This window comes from Leptospira kirschneri serovar Cynopteri str. 3522 CT, assembly GCF_000243695.2.
GTDB lineage: Bacteria > Spirochaetota > Leptospiria > Leptospirales > Leptospiraceae > Leptospira > Leptospira kirschneri.
Genome location: NZ_AHMN02000007.1, coordinates 259,950 through 282,170, shown reverse-complemented (window position 1 = coordinate 282,170; position 22,221 = coordinate 259,950). Strand labels below are relative to the sequence as shown.

The 22,221-nt window shown below is 39.0% G+C and carries 19 protein-coding genes; 17 read left to right on the top strand and 2 right to left on the bottom strand.

What is annotated here, in order from left to right; genetic code table 11:
• Positions 1-99: 99 nt before the first annotated feature.
• The 5 genes from LEP1GSC049_RS216135 to metF all read left to right on the top strand — a co-directional run bounded on the left by LEP1GSC049_RS216135 (position 100) and on the right by metF (position 6,479).
• On the top strand, positions 100-852 hold the full coding sequence (locus tag LEP1GSC049_RS216135; RefSeq protein WP_004756497.1) for a ParA family protein: 753 nt from the start codon (positions 100-102) through the stop codon (positions 850-852).
• Positions 836-1,681, top strand: a complete 846-nt coding sequence (locus LEP1GSC049_RS216140; RefSeq protein ID WP_004756357.1) for a ParB/RepB/Spo0J family partition protein — start codon at positions 836-838, stop codon at positions 1,679-1,681. Before LEP1GSC049_RS216135 ends, LEP1GSC049_RS216140 begins: the two co-directional genes overlap by 17 nt.
• A gap of 473 nt (positions 1,682-2,154) precedes the next feature.
• Positions 2,155-3,045 carry a helix-turn-helix domain-containing protein gene (locus LEP1GSC049_RS216145; RefSeq protein ID WP_004756173.1) on the top strand — a complete coding sequence of 297 codons (891 nt, stop codon included), beginning with the start codon at positions 2,155-2,157 and terminating at the stop codon, positions 3,043-3,045.
• A gap of 25 nt (positions 3,046-3,070) precedes the next feature.
• On the top strand, positions 3,071-5,587 hold the full coding sequence (locus tag LEP1GSC049_RS216150; protein WP_016560756.1) for a discoidin domain-containing protein: 2,517 nt from the start codon (positions 3,071-3,073) through the stop codon (positions 5,585-5,587).
• A gap of 10 nt (positions 5,588-5,597) precedes the next feature.
• Entirely contained in the window at positions 5,598-6,479 is an 882-nt protein-coding gene (gene metF, locus LEP1GSC049_RS216155) for a methylenetetrahydrofolate reductase [NAD(P)H] (RefSeq protein ID WP_016560688.1), read from the top strand.
• Between the two features lie 281 nt (positions 6,480-6,760).
• Here metF and LEP1GSC049_RS216160 read toward each other — a convergent pair whose 3' ends face one another.
• Positions 6,761-7,585 (bottom strand): 1,4-dihydroxy-6-naphtoate synthase, encoded by an 825-nt coding sequence (locus tag LEP1GSC049_RS216160; RefSeq protein WP_016560709.1) that lies wholly within the window; start codon positions 7,583-7,585, stop codon positions 6,761-6,763.
• Between the two features lie 1,103 nt (positions 7,586-8,688).
• Between LEP1GSC049_RS216160 and LEP1GSC049_RS216165 the strand changes: the two genes are divergently transcribed.
• Together LEP1GSC049_RS216165 and LEP1GSC049_RS216170 are read left to right on the top strand one after the other, a co-directional pair.
• Positions 8,689-9,219 carry a DUF1564 domain-containing protein gene (locus tag LEP1GSC049_RS216165; protein WP_004419442.1) on the top strand — a complete coding sequence of 177 codons (531 nt, stop codon included), beginning with the start codon at positions 8,689-8,691 and terminating at the stop codon, positions 9,217-9,219.
• Between the two features lie 504 nt (positions 9,220-9,723).
• Entirely contained in the window at positions 9,724-10,584 is an 861-nt protein-coding gene (locus tag LEP1GSC049_RS216170) for a Cof-type HAD-IIB family hydrolase (protein ID WP_025175974.1), read from the top strand.
• Here LEP1GSC049_RS216170 and LEP1GSC049_RS2000000226145 read toward each other — a convergent pair.
• Positions 10,555-10,773: a hypothetical protein gene (locus LEP1GSC049_RS2000000226145; RefSeq protein ID WP_078131353.1), complete on the bottom strand. Its 219-nt coding sequence runs from the start codon at positions 10,771-10,773 to the stop codon at positions 10,555-10,557. The two genes, LEP1GSC049_RS216170 and LEP1GSC049_RS2000000226145, sit on opposite strands and share 30 nt — an antisense overlap.
• Positions 10,774-10,881: 108 nt before the next feature.
• Between LEP1GSC049_RS2000000226145 and LEP1GSC049_RS216175 the strand changes: the two genes are divergently transcribed.
• The 10 genes from LEP1GSC049_RS216175 to hemG all read left to right on the top strand — a co-directional run bounded on the left by LEP1GSC049_RS216175 (position 10,882) and on the right by hemG (position 22,009).
• On the top strand, positions 10,882-11,751 hold the full coding sequence (locus LEP1GSC049_RS216175) for a glutamyl-tRNA reductase (RefSeq protein WP_004757652.1): 870 nt from the start codon (positions 10,882-10,884) through the stop codon (positions 11,749-11,751).
• Entirely contained in the window at positions 11,736-13,364 is a 1,629-nt protein-coding gene (locus tag LEP1GSC049_RS216180) for a type 2 periplasmic-binding domain-containing protein (protein ID WP_004762681.1), read from the top strand. Before LEP1GSC049_RS216175 ends, LEP1GSC049_RS216180 begins: the two co-directional genes overlap by 16 nt.
• The gene (gene hemB / locus LEP1GSC049_RS216185) at positions 13,333-14,286 is read left to right on the top strand and encodes a porphobilinogen synthase (protein ID WP_004767887.1); all 954 of its coding nucleotides are present in this window, start codon (positions 13,333-13,335) and stop codon (positions 14,284-14,286) included. Before LEP1GSC049_RS216180 ends, hemB begins: the two co-directional genes overlap by 32 nt.
• Entirely contained in the window at positions 14,283-15,614 is a 1,332-nt protein-coding gene (hemL, locus tag LEP1GSC049_RS216190; RefSeq protein WP_004756514.1) for a glutamate-1-semialdehyde 2,1-aminomutase, read from the top strand. The genes hemB and hemL overlap by 4 nt, the downstream gene beginning before the upstream one ends.
• A complete protein-coding gene (locus tag LEP1GSC049_RS216195) occupies positions 15,614-16,531 on the top strand; it encodes a sensor histidine kinase (protein ID WP_004756346.1) in 918 nt (305 codons plus the stop codon). The genes hemL and LEP1GSC049_RS216195 overlap by 1 nt, the downstream gene beginning before the upstream one ends.
• Complete coding sequence (locus LEP1GSC049_RS216200) at positions 16,528-17,220, top strand: response regulator transcription factor (RefSeq protein WP_004756331.1); 693 nt, start codon at positions 16,528-16,530, stop codon at positions 17,218-17,220. The genes LEP1GSC049_RS216195 and LEP1GSC049_RS216200 overlap by 4 nt, the downstream gene beginning before the upstream one ends.
• Positions 17,210-18,232 carry a uroporphyrinogen decarboxylase family protein gene (locus LEP1GSC049_RS216205; RefSeq protein WP_016560740.1) on the top strand — a complete coding sequence of 341 codons (1,023 nt, stop codon included), beginning with the start codon at positions 17,210-17,212 and terminating at the stop codon, positions 18,230-18,232. The genes LEP1GSC049_RS216200 and LEP1GSC049_RS216205 overlap by 11 nt, the downstream gene beginning before the upstream one ends.
• Positions 18,229-19,578: an oxygen-independent coproporphyrinogen III oxidase gene (gene hemN, locus LEP1GSC049_RS216210; protein WP_004756405.1), complete on the top strand. Its 1,350-nt coding sequence runs from the start codon at positions 18,229-18,231 to the stop codon at positions 19,576-19,578. Before LEP1GSC049_RS216205 ends, hemN begins: the two co-directional genes overlap by 4 nt.
• 80 nt (positions 19,579-19,658) lie before the next feature.
• Complete coding sequence (locus tag LEP1GSC049_RS216215; protein WP_004757532.1) at positions 19,659-20,642, top strand: LA_0442/LA_0875 N-terminal domain-containing protein; 984 nt, start codon at positions 19,659-19,661, stop codon at positions 20,640-20,642.
• 98 nt (positions 20,643-20,740) lie between these two features.
• Positions 20,741-22,009, top strand: a complete 1,269-nt coding sequence (hemG, locus tag LEP1GSC049_RS216220) for a protoporphyrinogen oxidase (RefSeq protein WP_004756505.1) — start codon at positions 20,741-20,743, stop codon at positions 22,007-22,009.
• Positions 22,010-22,221 lie beyond the last annotated feature (212 nt).

Sequence of the window (22,221 nt, the reverse complement as noted above, 5' to 3'; positions counted from 1 at the left end):
GGTTTATTTAATTCTTAAAACAAAATTTCTATAAATCAAATCCAGCAAAGATAAGGATTCAATGTCGGATATCCGACAATAGAACATAAGGTAGAATTCATGATAGTCGTATCTATAGCAAATCAAAAAGGTGGAGAAGGCAAAACTACAACTTCCCTCAACTTATCTATGGGGCTGGCGAGAAGAGGGAAAAAAACCCTACTCGTTGACATAGATCCCCAGGCAAATTCAACGGGCATCTTTACCAATCCGGAAAGTTTAGAGAAATCTATGCACGGAGTTTTCAACTCAAGAATGACAATCAAAGAAATCATGATAAAAACGAGACAACCAGATCTCTTTTTAGCACCTTCTAAAATGAATCTTGCCGAAGTGGAAACACTTTCTGGAAGCTCAGTAGACGCGCCTTATATCTTAAGAGACTCATTACAAGGATTAGACGGAATAGATTTTTGTATCATAGACTGTCCACCTAGTTTATCCATTTTTACGATCAACGCGCTCGTCAGCTCCAACTATGTACTGATCCCACTTCAGGCTGAAAAATTTTCGGTCGATGGAATTGTAGGACTCCAACAAACAATCACTAGCATTAAAAAAAGAATTAATCCAAATTTAGAAATTTTAGGAGCCTTAGTTACACAACTCAAACCCCAGACCTTATTGACAAAAACAATTGTCCCCGTTTTGACAAAATATTTTCGAATTTTTGAAACGAGCATTTCAGACGGAGTAGCAGTCGGAGAATCTCATTTAGCTAAAAAATCAGTATTTGAGTATAACAAAACAAGCAAACAAGCCCAAGAATACGAAGGATTTATAGAGGAGTTTTTAAATGAGCTCAAAAAGTAAACGACTCGGCTCCCTCGCGGATGTATTTCAAGCAGAAAAACTGGAAGGGACCGTTCGAAAAATTCGACTTGATAAAATACTTCCGTCGGAAAACCAGCCTAGACAAGACCGAAAAAAAGGCGTAGACGACCTTGCAAGAAGCCTGGAAAAAGATGGGCTTTTACAACCGATCATCGTAACAAAACAAAATCCGGAAGACGAAAACTACAAAATCGTAGCCGGAGAAAGAAGATATCACGCAGCAAAACAATTAGGCTGGGCAGAAGTAGAATGTAAAATTTTAGACCGAGACGAAAAAGAAACATTCCGACTTGCCATCATAGAAAACCTCCAAAGAGAAAATCTATCGCCTTATGAAGAAATAGAGGCCATGTCACATTTAAAGACAAGTTTTAAATACACAGATCAAGAACTAGGAACTCTTTTTGGGAAAAGCAGAAGTTATATGACAGAACTCCTCGGAATTTCCAATTTAAACAAAGAGGAACTTAGATCCTGTAAAGAAGCGGGAATTGAAAGTAAAAATCTACTAATCCAAGCAGTTGCTGCATCTCGAAAAGGAACGTTTGCCGAATTCTTAAATTTGTTTCAGACGGGTGCATTAAAAACTGTAAAAGATGCAAAATCTTTTAACCGGGAAGAAGAAAATTTATTCACCCCTAAAATTACATCCAGCACAAATTCCAAAACATCAAATCCAAAGTCAGCAGAATATAAAATCACCAAAAAACAAGGGCTCATTCAAATTACCTCCCACGATGAAGCATTGTTAGGTGAGATTTTAAAATTGATAAAAAAAGAAATCCGCAAAAAATTCGAAGTCTCGTAAATTGATGTCGCTTAACAAAATGATTAAGCGACATCAAAAGTACATACAAGTACTTAGTAAAAGAAAAAATTAAAAATAAGGGAAAAATAAACCAATGGGTTGACAAACCCACAGTTGAAATGTTTAATGTGACATAATATAGTAAACGGAAATATAGTACCCTCTCGCCAGCGAGAGGAGCTTAAAAATATTATTTAGCGTGAGTTCGATAAAAAAATGAATGCGGAAATCACAACAAGATAACCAAATTAGATCCACTGACAGAGCCGAGAAATTCAACTCGGTCAAAATCGAACCCGCGCTATTAAAATCCGGATAAAAAAATTCCCCTGGCCTGAACCAGGGGCCGGATTCTCCCGAAGGAATGTTGTTGGATGAGACATAACTATCATTATGTCAGATAATGTCAACTATCTTCGGGATTTTTGCTTAAAATTAATGTACTTTCTAATAAGGAAGGATCCCGAAAGCCGATGGGTGAGCATTATCCATACATAAAATTTTTTGCAGACATAATAGAGTCTGGAGTCTGGGCCAATCTATCGTCAGCAGCAAAAACACTCTATTTAGTGCTGCTTAAATTTAGTGATCAGCATTTTAAGCCAGTCTGGCCAAGTACAGAAATACTGTTAAGACTAACGGGCTTTAAAACAAAAAAATCAATCATACAAGGAAAAAGAGACCTGATTCAAGCAGGACTACTTCAAGTTACGCCTGGAACAGGGCACACAAGTTCACGGTATTATTTTTGTTTTAACTACCCTGGATCCAAAATACCACCCCAGGGGTATAATTTTGGAAACCCAGGGGGTGGGGAAACGGAAACCCAGGGGGTGGGGAAAAATGGTCCTCAGGGGTCTGGAGAAGTAGCCCCAAACCATATAAATATAACAATTACAAATAACCAGCACCAAGAACCAGAAAAGAGAAAAAAACAAGTAAGTTTAGATGAATTAGAAAAAGAATATGGATCTACAACTCTAACAGAAGCACTTACTATCGCTAGAGGACGAGGAATGGAAACCAACTTAAGGTATGTGCAAGGAATATGTAAAAATTTAACAAAAGCCAAAGACGATTTTATGCCGGAATTTAATCAAAATCAAGAAAGATACAATGAGAGAGAAACAAGTTGGAATGGATTTTTACGTTGGTCAAAAGAACGATTAGCTAAATCTAGTATAGAGACACTGGAAAAGATTAGAGTAGAGCCAGATGGAAGAACACTTTGTATCTTGGACCCAGTTACAGAATCCTTGCGGATGATTATAGCAAAGTACTTCACAGAGGAAATCCGTCCTCCGATATTGGTTATATTTTCCGCGAAAAACGAAGAAAATCGAATTACTTCCACAAAACACTAAAAAAGAAAACCAGGAAAAATCTTGAATGAATTCTGAATCAATTCGAATCAGCCACCCCGATTTGATCAAAATCCGTGAAATCAAATCGACAGGAACTTATGATCTAAAAGATGGAAAATTACTCCGCTACTCCGAAATCAAAAATTCACCAGGGATTTCTTCACTAACGCTTCATTTTGACAGCGTCTCCAGCCTCAATCAAATTCGCCTTCACTCGAATTCGCAAGAAATCGCTTTTTTTCCAGATACGTTTCGATTTGAAATTTCTATGGACGGAATCGTTTGGGAACCAATTTTACAAGAGACTGGATTCAAACGTTTGAATCAAAAAACGGGTCAATGGAATTTTTCACTCGTTCAAGCGAAATACCTGAAATTAATCAGTCAGGTTTCGGAAAAAGATAATTCAGGGAAATATAAAATTTCTCTTGGTCAGTTGGAAGTCGGTATTTCAGGAATTGTTAAAATTCAAGTCAGTTCCGAACAAGACCGATTTTGGGTAAAAGAAAATTTAATAGATCAAAGATCTGACTATGGTTGGTCCTCTAAAGAAGTTTCAAAACCGGGGGAAGAATTTTTACTGATCGATTTGGGATCAATCAGTCGAGTAAACGAATTGCGTCTTTTTACTCCAAAGCTCGATCCTACTTTTTTTCCGGAGAGTTTTACGGTTTATTACAGCGAAGACGATCTTTCTTGGAATCAATTGTTGGAAGAAAACCAATTCCTGTCTGAACCAGGAGTCTGGTATCAGTGGAGATTTTTGCCAACAAACGTACGTTATTTGAAATTAGTTGCACGGCAAAAAGAGAAAAAAAATCAGGAATTTTATCAAACTAAAATTGTAGAGTTAGAATTGTATGCGACTCCGCATCTTAGCGATTTGACAAACAAGCCTACCTCTGAGCCTCTACCCTACGCGACGGTTCTAAGATCCGGATTGGTGCGTCTTGCGGTAGATGGAGAAAATTCAGAAGGAGCTGCGGTTCAATCAAATGATCGAAGACTTAGAGACGCTTCTACTGAATATAAAGGGATTGTAGAACTTGCCGGAGATGGAGAAGAAAAAGAAGGGCTTGTTGTACAAGGAAATGATAAACGACTGAAACACGCCACTGAGCTGGCATATGGCTTGGTTAGACTGGCATCTAATGGCGAAAATCGGGCGGATCGAGTTGTGCAAGGAAATGATGACCGTTTGCGGACGGCTACCATATCCAGTCTTGGAATTGTAGAGCTGGCTGAGAATGGGGAAACAAAGGAAGGAGTTGTGGTTCAAGGAAATGACGATCGGTTGAAAATTGCCACGTCAAAAAAATATGGATTGGCGATTCTTTCGGAACCAGGTGGAGCTGAACCGGGAAAGGCAGTTACTGCGGATGATCCTAGATTGAGAAAAGCTGGTACGGAATTTCCTGGTATTGTACGTTTCGCAAAAAACGGAGAAGAATCTTCAGAGGCCGCAGTTCAAGGAAACGATAAACGACTAAAAATCGCCACAGCCGAAACCTATGGAATTGTTCAATTGGCACAATCTGGCGAATCAAAAGAAGGAGTTGTAGTTCAAGGAAATGATAAACGACTTCGAAATGCCACTACCTCTTATCCTGGAATCGTAGAATTTGCAACTCTTGGCAATTCAGTGCCAGGGAAAGTAGTCTCTGCGGATGATCCTAGATTATCTGATAAAAGAGATCCTAAACCTCACACTCACAATTATGCGCCAATAGGTCATGACTTTAGCTCTCACACTGGTTTGCTGAAAGTAAAAGGAAATACCGAAGCCACCTATGCAAATATTTCTCCTCCTCCGGAAAATCATTCTCCAATTTACGGAAGAAATGAAAGTGAAAAAGGAGCCGGTGTTGTAGGTGTTGCCCGTAACACGGGACTCATTGGATATGGCGAAAAGTTTGGGGTTCGAGGAGATTCTTCTTCGGTAGATAAAGATTCTGCAGGTATCATCGGTCTCGCCAAACGCGGATTTGGTGGAATTTTCCATTCCAGATCAGGCGTTGCCCTTTTGGCAACAGGAAAAGGAGTTCCTTCTTTAGGAGAAACTGGATCCGGAAAAGCACTTCTTGCGGAAGGAGAATCTGAATTTTTGGGTACTGTCCGAATTTCGACAGGAAAAAATACGGATTGTATCGCCCGATTTTTTCCGGTAAATCCATCAGACGTAATTTCCGAGGGGGATATTTTGGTGATGGGGGAAGATGGTAGATTGCAAAAAGCAAAATCGGCTAACGCAACACATACGATCGGAGTCGCCGTGAAATCGGCGGCGCTTTTATTTGGCGGCCAGCCCTCTTCTTCTGACGGACCTCATTGGTTGGTTGCGGTTTCAGGAGTTACGACTGTAAATGCGGACGCATCTTCCTACCCGATTCAACCCGGAAATTTATTGGTGACCGGTTTAACTGGTGGGCACGCTGTTCGAATTTCGGCGGAATCTTTACGTCCAGGTTCGCTTTTCGGAAAAGCTCTAACTTCTCTTCGTAGCGGCCGAGGACAAATCCAAATTCTTCTTTGTTTTCAATAATCGGGAGTTTATGAAAAAAGTATCTGAAATTTACGGTTCTACAAAGGGACCGGTGTATTCGTTTGAGTTCTTTCCTCCAAAAACTCCGGAAGGAGATTTGAAATTGATGGAGACCGTGAAAGAGTTATCACTACTCAATCCGGACTTTATTACGGTTACATATGGAGCGGGAGGTTCTACAAGAGACAAAACCGCACAGATTTTATCTCGGATTTCTAAGAATTATTCTTTTCCTACGGTTTCTCATTTTACTTGTGTGGGGAGTGACAAAGGCCAGATTTTGGAAACTTTAAAATGGATCCGATCATCCGGGATTGTAAACTTGATGGCATTGCGAGGAGATCCGCCAAAAGGAGAAGGAGAATTTAAAAAAGTAGAAAATGGTTTTGAGAATGCAACTGAACTCGTTTCTTTTATTCGTTCTGAAAAGTTGGATTTTTGTATCGGTGGCGGTTGTTATCCTGAAAAACATCCGAACGCAAAAACTTTAGAAGAAGACGTGAGAAATTTAAAACTAAAGGTGGACGCAGGAACTGATTTTTTAGTATCTCAACTTTTTTTTGTGAATCCTATTTTTGAAAACTTTTTGAATTTAGTTCGAAAGGTCGGAATTCAAGTTCCTGTTATTCCAGGGATAATGCCGATCACTTCTTTTTCTCAGATAGATAGATTTCGTTCTATGGCCGGTTGTGAGTTCCCCTCTTCTCTCATCCAAGATTTGCAAGAAGTGGAACATCGTCCCGAGGAATTTTACAGAAGAAGTTTAAACTTTTCCGTAAAACAATGTAGAGAGTTGTTGGCGATGGGAGTTCCCGGAATTCATCTTTATACTCTCAATCAATCGCACGCTAGTTACGACATCGTAAGAGAACTCAAAGGTGAATCTGTTTAAAAACTTAGAATGTACAATCTCCTTTGGAGAAGTTGATGATAGAGAGCTTGCCACAACTGGCCCGGCTCTCTGGTTAATCAATTGCATGCAAGAAACGTTATACAACATATAGTTTTTAGTTTCAATTTAGAACGCGATCCGTAGAGAGCAGCACCTGAGTTTATTATTCGCCCCAATTTTCTTACGTCGAACTCACGTTAAGATAAAAACGGATTGCTTACACCGAACTTGCGTTGAAATAGATGAGGAATCTACCTTTAAAGTGATCGGTTTCGTTTGATTTAAAAGAGTTCTTTTTCTTTTCCGGGTGGTAAAAAACCAGCGCTTACCCCTTTCTGATACAATGTGAGAATTGAGTCTCTGCCTTCGGTTCCAAGAGAACGGGTAAATTGATTCACATAAAGATCGATATGTGAATCTACGACTTCTCGTGTAGTATCCTGAGAATGTTTGAGAATGTATGCGTAAGTTGTTTCTCGATTTTTATAAGCAAGATCTAGACTTAATTTTAAAGCGGAATCGAAATTTTCCTTCCATCTTTTTTCTATCTTTCTTTGGAACGCAATGGCGCCTAACGGAATGTGTTTGCCTGTTGTTTCTTCCCACCATTCTCCTAGGTCTTGTAGTTTAGATAGACCTTGTTTTTCATAGGTGAACCTTTCTTCATGAATCAAAACTCCTAAGTCCGATTCTCCCGACAAAAGAAGTGGAATGATTTTGTCATAACGGACCGGAATCGGATGAAAATCGTTATTTAGAAAAAGTTTTAGAAGAAGATTCGCAGTTGTCAATTCTCCCGGAATGAGAATTTTTTTTCCCTTGGGGCTTCCTGGATTTTTTTCTTTTTTATAAACGAGTATCGGTCCACAATTTTTGCCCAGCGCGGAGCCGGAATCTAATATGGAATATCGATCCATTACCGAAAAATACGCTGCAAAAGAAAGTTTAGTTACTTGGTATTTCCCTTGGAATGCGGCTCGGTTTAATTGTTCTACGTCGTGAAGTTCTTCGCGAACTTGAAATTGTTCCGTCGCCTTGCCTTTCGTTAGGTGGTAGAATAAAAACGTATCGTTTGGACAGGGAGAATAGGCTAAACTGAATTCCATAATATTTTTACTAGGTTTTAATTTTTTGTCTTAAAAAGAAAGTCTCTTCTTACAATTTTATTTTTCCTGAATTTGTAATACTTCCTAGAAAAAATAACTGTAAAATCCGCTTGCGCTTTTGATAGAAAAAGTTTTCAAAAGTTGGAATTACTACAAATAATCGTTTTGCGTTTTTTAAAACATTCATTTTTCGTGATTTGCTGCTCGAGTGCGGAAAACGGTATCAAAAAATGAAGAGTGATTTTACAGAAATACAAAGTCTCCAAAAATCGCGTCTGATTCAAAATAATTCGACATTTTAACTTTTGAAACAGTTCATCATAGTATTCTTTTTATACATCTGAATAGTAATTTCAAAGTTTGGAGTAATCCTGCAGGATAAAGTTTGGATTTATTATGAGTTCCTACAATTATTTTACAGATGAACTTTTTGTAAAATGTGGTAGTTCCCACGTCCGACTTTTTTACGGAAGATTTTAATTTTCGTAAAAACTTCAAAGTAGCATTATAATATAATACCACGATCTTTATTACAAACCGCCGTTTCGCGTAAGTTCTATAGAACCCCGATGCGAAAGCGATTGAAACGTAAGGAGCTCAAGCTACGCTCTCTATCATAACTTTACCGACAATTGAATAGGATTTTAGAATCAACGCACATTTTTCAAGTGTTCCGACAAGAATGAGTCTTTTTACTTGCAAAAAGTATGTTTTTCTGATAGAGAAAAGTCTCTCAAATCTTTCTAACTTCCACCTGAATTGCGACCCATGGGAAGCAATTCATTGAGTTGCCACCCAAAATTAGGGAAAACTCATGCAACGCTCTCTATCAAACTTAGTGTCTCACTCTCCATGAATCGTTCGGCAGATCGCGTTTAAACTCAGCAAAACGCTCTCCTAAGGGTCGCGTTCTAGGGCGAAAGTTTTACAGAGGACTTGTAGTAATCCCGGATAGATTTATATTGAGATCTAAATGTTTGTGGGGTTGGTTATGATAAGGAGCAACATTGAGTTTTTTATTCGACAAAATTTTCTTACACCGTCACGTTAAAATTTCTTCATAAACTGTTCCGCTTGGAAAGTTCGCAGAACCGTTTTCTGGTATGGACATTCTTTTATTGGACGACGGTCAAAAAATTGAATCTGCTTTGGTGGAAGGTTCTGTTGGTACAGATTCTCTTTTAGTTCCAGATGTTTATTGGAATCGTTTGAATCTTCAAGAAAGAAAAGCGCTTCGGGGTAAACTTCCTTTTTTGTTGAGAAAATATTCTAAGCAGATCGCTTCTATGAAACGTCTTCATAACCGGGCGGGTAAAATCAAATACAATCGAGACGTTGGTAAAATGAAGAAGTTTAGTATTCGAGTTCATACCGGTGTTTGGGCTACTTTAGGTGTGCTGGCAGCGGCTCATGGGGTTTCGAGGTGTTATCTTTTTAATTATATGCTTTGGCTGGAAGACCTTGGTGGAAAGGAGGATTTTTTTGTGAAAAGTTTGAACCGGGGAGTTCCTAGCTTTCACTGGACTTACGAAATGACTTGGAAGATCAACAGGAGACAAAATCTCATTTCAAGAGAATTAAAATTCGAACCAAACCCGATGACGGATAAATACCCATACTACCTAAAAGAATAAAAATCACTCAGATTTAATATAAAAGAATTCTAATTCTTCCATAAAAAGGATCTGACCAGGAACCAAAAGAAATTTCTTATTACATACCTATTTTAATGTGAATTTGGCATGACGCGAAAGGGATCGATGTGTTAAACTTAAGCCGCCTCTATCAAACTCAGCGTCTCGTTTCTACGGGCGCTCGACAGATCGCGTTAAAGAACTCAGCAAAACGCTCTCCTAAGGGTCGCGTTTTCGGGATCCAAAATTTGTGGATTGATTATGGCTCTCTGCGAATTGCATTCTATAACAAATTATAACTAAAGACGAAATATCGTATTATGTTTCTTTTATGCAATTGATTGACTGAAGTTCAAGTGCGGTCCGTCGCCTTTTTTGGGTTTATTAAATTTTTTTAAAGTTCAATAAAAAACGAACCGAGGCGTTTTAATTGTAAAAACATGATGATTGGATTTAAAAAAATCATTCTCTAAATTTTTAGATTCTGGTGAATTGAAAAAATCTATGTCTTTTGACCCTACTCAAATTCATACCATCGCAGTCGATTTAGACGGAACCCTTCTCAATTCTAAAAGTAGAATTTCTTCTTTAACACACGCAGTTCTTCAAAAGGCGATTGATCAAGGAAAAAATTTAGTAATCGCTACTGGAAGAAGATTCTATTCCACTTTCGGTTTTGCAAAAGAATTCAAAGGAGAACTTCACGTAGTGTCCAACAATGGACAGATTTTACGTAAATCTCCGAGTGCAGAAAGAATTTCCGAAAGTTATTTGAGGTTAGAAGTCGTTCAAAAAATTCTTCAAATAGGAAAAGAGTTTCATACTCCTCCTATCTTACACGTAGATCAATTTGAAGAAGGTGTGGATATGCTTACCGAAATTCCGATTACCCATAAAGCATATCATAATTATTCCGGTGGAGATCACTCTAGAACAAAGGCGATCGGAGATTTTCTTTCCGCGGATCTTGAAAAAATTTTAGTCGTCTGTTTTCTTTCTCTTCATAAAGAAGATTTAGATTCTCTCATCTGTAAAATTCATTCTCTTCCGGAGTCGTGTGAACTTAGATGTATTCTCACTAAAATTCCTGGTGTTTCTTATTGTGTAGAAATCATCAATGCCTCTGTATCTAAGTGGTCTGGGATTTCCAGATTTCTTTCCTTAAAAGGTTTGGATGGAAAAGGTGTGATCTCTTTCGGAGACGAAAGGAATGATCTTGAAATGATTCTTCATTCCGGCGTCGGTTTTGCGATGAAAAACGCGATTCCTGAAATCAAAAATTCCACAAGACACGTTACGCGATATAGCAATGAAGAGGATGGGGTCGCCCTGGCTTTAGTGGAAAATAGGGTCGTTCTTTTTTGAAGTAGAGGACGGCGTGACATCGCAACTTTTACACGCTCCGTTATAACAACCGAAGTCTTCTTCTTTTAAGCGGGTCGGTTTGCCGACCAGTTCTCGAAGAACGGATAGTAACGGAAAAAAAAGCCGAATTACCGTTAGGCTAACGATTCCATATACGATCCAATCTTGTATTTGCAGACTTAGGTGCATAAGCCCAAATTGAAAATTAGTCTCAATAAAGTCAACAGAAACTTTTTTATAAGAATGACACTTCTTTGACAATCAACGCTTTAAAACTGGTATAGTTCTTTTATTGGTATGTGGTCCACTCTGAGAGTTTATCATTCGACTCAAAAAGATCGGGAAAATTTAGAAATTCCAGGTTCTTATTCTTGGTCTACTTGTATGCGTACAATTTGGATCACAGACAGTAGAATTCATCGTGAACCTTCCGGTCTTCCGATTACTTTGGAAAAATATTCCGGTTATCAAGGATACCGTTTTGTTCTAGAGGTTATCTCTGGCCTTCATTCCAAACTTTTAGGTGAAACGGAAGTTCTCTCTCAATTTAGAAATAAGTTTAAAATTCTCCCCTCCTCTGCTTTTGGAGAATATCTTGCAAGACTCAGAGATTCTCTCATTCAAGATTCGAGAAGTGTCCGTTCCCGTTATCTTCAAAATATAGGGGAACAATCTTACGGTGGGCTTGCAAATAAATATCTCAAGGACTACGATTCCGTTTCTATTTTAGGAACGGGACAACTCGCGGAAAAAATTCTTCCTTGGTTAAAACATCGAAATGTACTTCTTGTTGGTCGGAATCAAAAACGTATATTAGAACTTTCTAAACAATTTAGCGTGTCTATAAAATTATTAAACGAATGGGATCCTGCCGATAGAGCAATCGTGATTGCGGCTCCTATCGATCTTAGCAGTTGTATGAATTCTATCACGAGAGGTACGGTTGTAGTAGATTTTAGGGAAGTTCCTCTGGAAAAAGATTGGCCTGATACGATTTCGTATATATCTTTCGCCGAAATGTTGGATTCTATTCGTGAGACCGAAGAAAGAACTTGGCGGATTCGAAAAATGCTCCAGCCGTTTTTAGACGAACTTATAGAAGAAAGAGAGTTAGAAGCTCAGCAATTCATTTTCGGTTGGGAAGAACTGACTTGTCCCGCGTTTTAAAGATAGGTTCTCGTAAAAGTTCACTTGCGAAACTTCAAACGTATCTTGTACTCGAAGCCTTAAAGAAAAAGTTTCCTGAAATTAAAGTAGAACTTTTTTTCCGAGAAGCCTCCGGGGATCAGGACTTACAAACTCCTCTTTGGAAAATGGGAACCAAAGGAGTTTTTACACAAGACCTTACCGCGGATCTTGTAGAAAAAAAAGTGGATATAGTCATTCATTCTTGGAAGGACTTGGATTTGGAAGAGCGTCCGGATACTACGGTCGTAGGAGTTTTGGACCGTGCGGATCCAAGAGACGTTCTTCTTTGGAAAAAATCCTCCCTTTCTAAATATTCTCCTTCGGTTTTAAAAATCCATACGTCTTCTCCGAGAAGAGAATATAACTTAAGAAAATTCTTAAGTTCTTCTTTGCCTTCTCGTTATGCCAATTCGTCTCTTGTTTTTTTGCCCATCCGTGGAAATATTCAGACTAGAATCCGCAAATGGAAAGAATCGGATTCGGACGGTCTCGTTCTTGCTAAGGCGGCCTTGGATCGGCTTTTGTCGGAAGATTTTTTAAATTCGGACGAATTAGAATATCAAGAAATACGAAAGTTTTTAAAAGATTCTTTGGATGAATCCGTCTATCAGATTTTTCCCCTTTCTTTGAACCCCACCGCTCCGGGACAGGGTGCGATTGCTGCGGAGGTGCGGACCGAAGACGATTGGGTTTTAGATAGGATTCGAACTTTGAGCAAATCGGAAGTTGTTTTGGCGGTGGAGGAAGAGAGAAAAATTTTAAAACGTTTCGGGGGCGGTTGTCATCAAAAGATAGGGGTTTCTATTCTTCAGAAAACGTATGGAAAAATTCTATACCAAAGAGGTTTTTCCGATTCCGGCGAGGTTTTAGAAGTTGAAGAACAGTTTTCTAAAATTTCTGCCCCTCCTGCGGATTCCGTATATAGGGTATATCCAGTTCCAGGAGAAGCGGTCAAACAAAAAAGAACTCCATTAGATTCTTCTAATGGATTGATCTTTTCCGAAGATGGTCAAAAAGATAGAACAATCCTTCCGGCGGAGTTGATTTTAAAGGATTGGCTTGTAACTAGAGGCAATGCATTCCCCGATTTAAATCCTGTTTTAGAACATACGGGTCTTATTTGGACTTCCGGCCTAAAAACCTGGTTCCAACTTGCTCAAAGAGATATTTGGGTTCATGGTTCTTTGGACGCTCTTGGGGAAGATGAACTCCCGAAACATTCCATTTTTGGAAAGTCTTTGGACTTTGTAAAATGTACTCATATAGGTTCTACCGAGATCGCTTCCGACTTGGGAAGAGTTCTTACGTATCAAACTCAGGCGATGGAAGATCACCCTGATCTTTCCGAAAAGACCCATTTTTTTTGGATGAGCGCGTCTCAGTTTGATAGGGCGCTTTCTATTTTTCCTCAAATCTGCAACGGGTTTCACGCTTGTGGTCCCGGAATCACTTACTCTCATATCCGAAAGGTTTTGGGAAAATCCGCAAATTTATCTATCTTTATACGTTACGAGTCCTGGCTTGCAAGTCTGGGACTGGAAGAATTCAAAGGAAAAAAAATTGGAAACCAAACACAGAAGAATCCGCCTTAACGCTAGACTTAGAAATCTTGCGTCTTCGGAAAGTTTAAATTCAAAAAAACTAATACAGCCTATCTTTATCGTAGAGGGTTTGAAAGAAAAAGAAAAAATGGATTCTCTGCCTGGGGTTTTCAGAGATACAGAATCTTCTGTCCTAAAACAGGTGGAATCGGATCTCAAAGTGGGAGTGACTCATTTTATACTCTTTCTTATTCCAGAGTTTAAATCCAATTCGGAAATTCCTAAGTCTTTCTATGAACGTTCCATTTTTTCTTTAAAGAAAAAATTTCCAGAAACCTTTCTGTGGATAGATACCTGTATGTGTTCTCTTACCACTCACGGTCATTGTGGACTTTTGCATTCGGATGGAAGTATCGATAATCATACTTCCGTAAAACATCTTTCGGATATTGCTTTGGTTTACGCGCAGTCCGGCGCAGACGGAATCGCACCAAGTGATATGATGGACGGAAGAGTCAAAAGTCATCGTGCGATTTTAGATGTAAACGGATTTTCGAATATTCCAATTTTAAGTTATTCTACTAAATTCAAAAGTAATTTTTACGGGCCGTTTCGTGCGGCGGCGGATTCTGCTCCGGCTCAAGGGGATCGTTCTTCGTATCAAATAGACGTTCGAAACCGGGAGGACGCCGTTCTTTCTTCTATACGTGATAAAGAAGAAGGTGCGGACTTTCTGATGGTTAAACCAGGAATGACCTCCATTGATCTTATCGGTCCGATCCGTGAAAAAACGGGACTCCCCACGGGAGTTTATCAAGTTAGTGGAGAATACGCTTCGATCCATTATCTTTCACAAAACGGTTTTTGTGATTTTGATTCTGCGTTATCCGAAACCTGGCAGATTTTTTCGAGGGCAGGAGCTTCTTATCTGATTACGTATGCCGCTAGAAGAGGTAAGGAGGTTTTATCTTGAGCCAGAACAAACCAGCTTCTAAATTGATCTCCGATTTTTGGAAAGGAAAAACTTCCGAAGAACTTTTTGAAAGAGCAAAAAAAGTTTCCCCCGGAGGAGTTCATTCTCCGGTCCGTTCGTTTCGCTCAGTGGGAGGTACACCCGTATTTTTTGCTTCGGCAAAAGGAGCAACGTTAACCGACATATCTGGTAAAGAGTATATTGATTACTGTTTGAGTTTTGGTCCTTTGATTTTGGGCCACAGAGATCCGGAAGTAGAAGAAGTGGTTCGTGATACCGTTGGAATTGCCTGGAGTTTCGGAGCTGCAGAGCCCTACTCTCTTGAACTGGCGGAATTGATTTCAAGTCAAGTTCCTTGGGCAGAAAAAGTTCGTTTTGTAAATTCAGGAACCGAAGCGGTGATGAGTGCGCTTCGTGTTGCACGAGCCGCTACTGAGAGGGAAAAAATTTTAAAATTCGACGGATGTTATCACGGTCATTTAGACTCTCTTCTTGTAAAGGCCGGTTCCGGACTTGCAGGAGAATCTTCTTCTGATAGCGCCGGGATTTCTGCAATGTCTATTGAGAACACTCTAGTGTTGCCTTTGGACGACGAGACTTCCGTAGAAAAAGTGTTTGAAACGGAAGGAAAAAATATAGCCGCTTTGATCATAGAGCCTCTTCCGGCTAACTATGGTTTGTTGGTCCAAAGAAAGGAATTCCTTTTAAAGATCGTAGAGATCGCTAAAAAGTATGGAACGTTAGTTGTGTTTGACGAGGTTATTTCCGGATTTAGGACCGGTTTTCAAGGTATGTCCGGTTTACTTGGAATTTGTCCCGATTTAGTTACGTATGGCAAAATTATAGGCGGAGGATTTCCTGTCGGCTGTTACGCGGGTAGAAGGGATCTTTTGGATCTGGTCGCTCCTTCTGGTCCGGTTTATCAAGCGGGTACTCTGAGCGCAAATCCGTTTGGAATGAGGGCCGGGCTCGCCACTTTAAAAAAAGCACAAAGAGATTCCATTTATTCAGTGTTAGATGATAGAACTAAGGTTTTTACAAACGAAATGATCAAACTTCTGAACAAAAGATCAGATCAAGAATGGGAGGCCGTGGTACATTCTTCCTTATTTTGGTTTCGGAAAAAAACACAACAACCAGTGCGTAGAATCGATCTGATTCCAGAAGGGCATAAGGAAAGTTTTGCAAAAGTATTTCATACTTTTCTAAAGAACGGAATTTATCTCGCTCCTTCCGGTTACGAAGTGGGATTTTTATCTTGGGCGCATAATGATGACGTTATCGCAAAAACTTTAGAGATTGCGGATAAGGCTCTTAAAACGTTCTAATGTTTTATCTTTGGAAAAATTCTAGGATTTTTTTTGCGATCATCTGGCTTTTGATCACGGTTTCTTTGGGAATATGGTGGTTTTTGCTGGGTCTTAAACTTACAAATACTGTGGCCGGTCTCAGCGCAAAACTAGACGCGTCCGCGGCTTCGGAAAGTCTTTTGGTTTTGGAAAGACAGAGTAGAATGATCAAAATGGAAGGTACTTTTTTTCTCTCCATGCTTTTGTTAGGAGGTATAACACTAATTTGGTTATCCTATCGAGACGTTCGTAGGAACAAAATGATTCACGATTTTTTTTCTACTGTAACACATGAAATGAAAACTCCTTTAGCCAGTCTTAGGCTTCAGGCGGAAAGTCTACAGGAAGAGTCACCGAATCGTCACGAAAAAAAACTCATTCATAGATTGCTTAAAGACTCGGTACGAATCGAATCTCAAATGAATCGTGCGATGTATCTTGCAAGCCTGACAAGATCAGAAATTCTTTATATAGAAAGAACGAATGTACGCTCCGTGTTTCTTTCTGTAGGTGAGGATTTCCCGGAATTAAAAATAGACCTTTCTCGTTTGGAGGATGTGTTTGTTCCTGCAGATAGAAAAGCATTGGAAAGTATTTTTAAAAATCTAGCGGAAAATTCCTTAAAACACGGAAAAGCGAACGTCTTAAAAGTGGTTTCAGAAAAACAAATACCAAATCAGATTTTGATAACGATTACGGATAACGGATCCGGCTTTGACGGAAAGTATAAAAACTTGGGAATTCCATTTCAAAAACACGGAAGTACAAGTGGGACCGGCATTGGTTTATATATTATAAAAAAGTTAATGAAAAAAATGAAAGGTTCCATGCGGATCATGCCGCAAGTTTCCGGGTTTAGAGTAGATTTGATTCTTCCGGAGGAACCTGTTCGATGAGAGCCAAACTTTTGTTAGTCGAAGACGACCGTTCCCTTGGAGAAACTCTACAGGAACGTTTGGAAAAAGAAGGATACGAGGTTCTTTGGACCGTCTCCGCTGTTTCTGCAAAAAAGTTGGTTAAGGAAGAAAAACCTCATCTAATTCTTTTAGATGTACGTCTTCCGGATGGGGACGGTTTTACTCTTGCGGAAGAGTTGAAAGAAAGTAAGGACTGTCCTCCGTTTTTATTTTTAACCGCACAGGCAGGCGCTCCGGAAAGACTCAGAGGATTTGAGTTAGGCGCTGAGGAATTTATACCAAAACCGTTTCACCTCAAAGAGTTACTTTTAAGAGTCAAACACGTATTAGAATCTCATAAACATTCCTTGGAAGAGACCAGATTTCTATATAAGGATTTTATGTTGGACTTTCAAGGATTTCAGATCAAAAGAGGAGCTGAAGAATTTCCTCTTTCTAAAAGAGACTGTGCCCTACTCCATTTTTTAGTGAGCGAAAGAAATAGAACGGTCAGTCGTGCAGAAATTTTAGATAAACTCTGGGGAGAAGAAAGTTTTCCTACCAATCGAACGATAGACAATTCGATCGTAAGACTCAGGCAGGCTTTCGGAAAAGAAGGAGAAAAAGTAATCCGATCTGTGAGAGGAGTCGGTTATCAGTGGACCGGAGAAATCAAAAATGCCGAATGAGAGATATACAAACGTTTTAAGCGGAATCGCACAAAAAATTCCTCCTGTATGGATGATGAGACAAGCGGGTCGTTATCATAAACACTACCAAACTCTCAGAGCAAAATATTCCTTCGAAGAGTTATGTAAAAATCCGGATTTGGCCGCGGAGGTCGCCTACGGTCCCGTAGGCGAATTTGACTTTGACGTGGCGATTCTTTTTTCCGATATACTTTTTCCTTTAGAAGCATTGGGGATGGGGCTTCATTATACGGATTCAGGTCCGGTGTTAGATTTAGAAATTCGTTCTGAAGAGGATTTGAACAAATTGAAGTCAGTAGAAGATTCAATTTCTTTTATGCAGTTTCAAAAGACGGCGATACAACTGACTCTAGAAAGATTGCCAAAAGAGAAATCACTGATTGGTTTTGTGGGCGGTCCTTGGACTTTGTTTACGTATGCGGTTTGTGGAAAACACGAAGGAAATTTATTTCTTCCTAAAACCTTGACGGAAATAAGAAAAGAATTTTTAGAAAAGATAATTCAATTCTTAAAGAAGAATATCTCCATCCAACTGGAAGCCGGAGCAGAGTTAATTTTAATCTTTGATACCGCGGGAGGAGATCTTTCCCCTGAACTTTTTAGAGAGATCGTAGTGCCGGGAATAAAAACCTTATCCGATTTTTATCCTGGAAAGGTCGGATATTATGGAAGAGGAACTTCATCTACACATTTTGAAATGATTCGAGAAATTGCCACACTCGCAGGTTTTGGATTTGATCATAGATGGAATTTAAGAGAGGTTTTTAAATCTGAAAATAGAATGATCCAAGGAAATTTTGATCAGTCCTTATTATTTTTAGAAAGAGAGGAATTTAAGAAAGTTCTAATGAATTATTTAAAACCTTTTAGAGAACTTCCCCCCGCAGAAAGAGTTGGTTGGGTCTGTGGTCTGGGACACGGAGTGATGCCAAAAACGCCAGAATACAATGTGAAAACATTTGTAGAAATTGTGAGAGATACGTTTCGATGACTGCTGTGAAAGATTTAATTGCAAAGTATGATATTCCCGCACCTAGATATACTAGCTATCCTACTGTACCTTACTGGTCCGAAAATCCTACCACGGAAGAATGGTTGGAAAAAGTAAGAAAACGTCTTCGTTTTGAACATTCATCGCTTTCTTTATATTTGCATATACCATTTTGTGAAACTCTTTGTTCTTTTTGTGGTTGTAATACTTCGATCACAAAAAATCATTCCGTGGAAGATCCGTATATAGAATCTATTCTATTAGAATTTTCTAATTATGTAAAAGAGGTTCCGGAAATAGAGAAAAGAGAGTTAAAAGAGCTCCATTTGGGAGGAGGGACTCCTACTTACTTATCGGAGAAGAATTTGGAAATTCTTTTAGATTCAATATTAAAAAAAATGAATCTATCTTCCAAATACGAATTTTCTCTCGAAGTAGATCCCCGCAGAACCAGAGATACACAACTAAAAATCTTACGTGATTTCGGTTTTAAGAGAATCAGTTTAGGAGTTCAAGATTTTGATCCGGAAGTTCAGAGATTGGTCAACCGTACACAACCTTTCGAGATGACGGAAAGAATCACTGAACTTTCTAGAAAACTAGGATATACTTCCGTAAACTTCGATTTGATTTACGGACTTCCGAAACAAAATCTGCAAAACATGAAACGCACCGTTAAAAAAACCTTAGAGTTACGTCCGGATAGAATCGCGTTTTACAGTTACGCGCACGTTCCTTGGCTTAAGGCGTCTCAAAGATTGTTTACGGAAATAGATTTACCTTCCGGTTCCGCAAAACGGGAATTATACGAAGTTTCCAGAGAAATGTTTTTAAAGGCGGGTTATATCGAGATCGGAATGGATCATTTTGCGTTGGAATCGGATTCACTTTTTCAAGCTGTCAAAAACGGAAATCTACACCGAAACTTTATGGGATACACTGCTAAAACAACGGATATGCTTTTGGGGCTTGGAGTTTCCGCAATTTCTGATAGTTGGGATTGTTTTCATCAAAACGAGAAAATTGTCAAAAAATATCAAAAGCGTATCCACGCCGAAAGATTCGCCACACTTCGGGGACATAAGTTGAACGAGGAAGATCTGATACAAAGGTCTTTGATTCTGCAATTATCGACCAGTGGAAAGGTTATAGTACCGGAGGAAATTTTGGGAGAAGTGAGGCTGTATTTGGCCTCTATGGAGGACGATACTTTAGTCAGATGGGAAGGAAATCTTCTCTCTTTGACCGATAAAGGTAGACCTTTTCTTAGGAATGTTTGTACAAGTTTGGATTTGAGGTTGCGCAGAAAAAGTCCTGAATTGAGAGTTTTTTCAAGTTCGATTTGATTCGATCTTCGGTCAAAAAAGTTGTCCAATAAATTATAGATAAGAAGTACAATCTTAAAATCAAAGGTTGTATTTTTATTGTGGGAAGGTCCGTTTTGAAATCATCTTTGGAAAAACTCGTTTTAGTTTTTGGCATACTTTTTATATTCATTTTTTCGATTTCGGCGGAGACCGTTTTACTTCAGGAAGGCGGAAGTTATCGAGGTAAGGTAATTACACAAAATCAAAAGACGCTTACGATCCAAACAAAACACGGTAAACACGTAATATCTAAAAAAGAAATTTTAAAAGTAATTTATAAAGATGTAAGCGAAGAAGAGGAAGAAAAAGTCCGCAACGCTGAAATCCAAAGATTAGAAGAAGAAAAACTTACAAAACAAAGAAATCTAGAATTAAAAAAACAACAAGAGGAAGAAGAAAGACTTAGAAGAGAAAGAGAGGCTGCGGAAAAAAATAAACCGGTTCCACCCCCGCCTCCTCCACCTAAAAAACAACCGGAAGTTTCCAGAGTCGGAGCCCTTGCAAGATCTGTAGTGCTTCCAGGTTGGGGACAATGGGCAAGCGAAAGAAAGTTTGCGGCGATCATCTATCCTACTCTTTTTCTGGCTGCTGGTTACGCAGTATATGAGAATAATCGCAAGTATGTAGTTGCCAAAAGAGAATACGAGAGTTACGGAAATCCATACTCAAATAGTTCTCTCGCACTCGCCGCTTTGGGAATGCCCAATCCGGAGTTACCTCCCGTGATTACCGATCCGGTCGTTCTTCATTTTTACAATCAGGAGTTAAGTCCTTACCAGGATAAAAGGGAAGCAGTAGATAAGGCCTATAAAAATCTGCAAGCCAGCATAGGTGTGTTAGCCGGAATCTATGTCATCAACTTGATGGATGCGTTTATTTTTGGCGGACAAATTTCTTCCACGGTAGGAATTTCAAACGGAGCGACAAAAGGACTGATTTTTGATTACAATCCGATGGCGAATTCCGGAACGACAAACGGCGGTTTTACGAATGGGCCTACCTTTGAGTCCAAATACACATTCGGATACAGGTATCAATTCTAAGATTGGATTATATTAGAACTCAATAATTCTTTTAAGAATACTAAAAAGAATTTACGATTGCTGATTTACAATCTTTCGATTCTTTTCAAAGTAGATCCGTGAGAACACAATCACCGGATTATATAGTCATCGGAGCGGGTTTTACCGGACTTCTTTATTCTACTCTTGCCGTTTTAGAGGGAAAGTCTGTGTTTCTTTACGAAAAACAGAACCGGTCCGGAGGATTGGTAGGATCCATCCAAACACCTTTTGGACTTGTAGAAACTGCGGCCAATGGAGTCTTAAATTCGTATCAACTCGAGGAGCTTGCTTCCACGCTTGGTTTGAAAATTCTTACTGCAGAAAAAAAATCAAAAAAAAGATTTATCTGGAAAAATGGATCTCCTACAAGATTTCCACTTTCTTTTTTAGACACCTTGCGCGTGTTATATGGAATTTTAGTGATCTCCGCCGAGATTCGAACGGGAGAATCCGTTTATCAGTGGGGAGTTCGTGTATTGGGGAAAGGTGCGGTAAAAAACGTATTGGAACCAGGCCTAGGCGGAATTTACGCAGGAAATCTAAAGGATATGTCCGCCGAACTTGTGTTAGGAGGTTGGATTACTTCTAAGGGCTCCTTACTGAAGAATATTCGTAGAATTAAAAAAATAAAAACAAAAAATCCAAAACAAAAAAGAGGAACGGTAAGTTTTAGGGGTGGTTTAGGAGAACTTTTAAACGCAATGGAAGCGAAAATTAAATCGTCTCCAAATTCTAAGATATATTATTCGCAAGAATCCCCTACTCTAAGCTCGATTAGAAAAAAATATCCTAATTCGAAAATTATTCTTTCTTGTGGCTTAGAATCTTCTTTAAAATTACTATCATCCAGTTTTCCAGTATTTAAAAGATATGAAAAGTTATGTAAAACTCTAGGAATTGTAACCGTCACTCGATTTGGTAATCAACCTTTGCTCGGAGAAAAGAACGGATTCGGAATTCTTTTTCCTTCCGATTCTGGTTTTAGAGCTCGAGGAGTTTTGTTCAATTCTTCTATTTTTTCGGGAAGAGTTTCTAAAGGACATTACTCGGAAACTTTTATTTTCGGAGGCGCTCTAGATCAAGAAATCGTAAAATTCAAAGAAAGGGAAATTATAAACGTATTAGAAGAGGATCGAAAAAAGATAACGATTCAAAATGAAGAGCCACTCAATCATTATGTTACGATTTGGAAATCGGCTCTTCCGATATACGATTTAGCTCTTCTTGAATTTAACAAAGAATTAGATCGAAGTCTGCCGGAAGGAATTTTTGTAGAAGGGAATTTTAGATACGGTATCGGCCTCGGTTCCATTTTGGAAAGAGCCTGGAACGTTATGCGGAATTAATAAGGACGCACATAAGTTAACGTGAGTGAGTTCTTTTCGCTCCAATTCTTTCGGAATTTTTCAAACTAAGGTGCTGCTCTCTATCATAACCAACCCCACAACGCGATTCATAGAGCGTTGTGCTTTAGTTCAATTTTGATTCTAAAATCCTATTCAACTTGTGGGGTTGGTTATGGCTCTCTATGGATCGCAGCATAATAATCGCTTTCGCA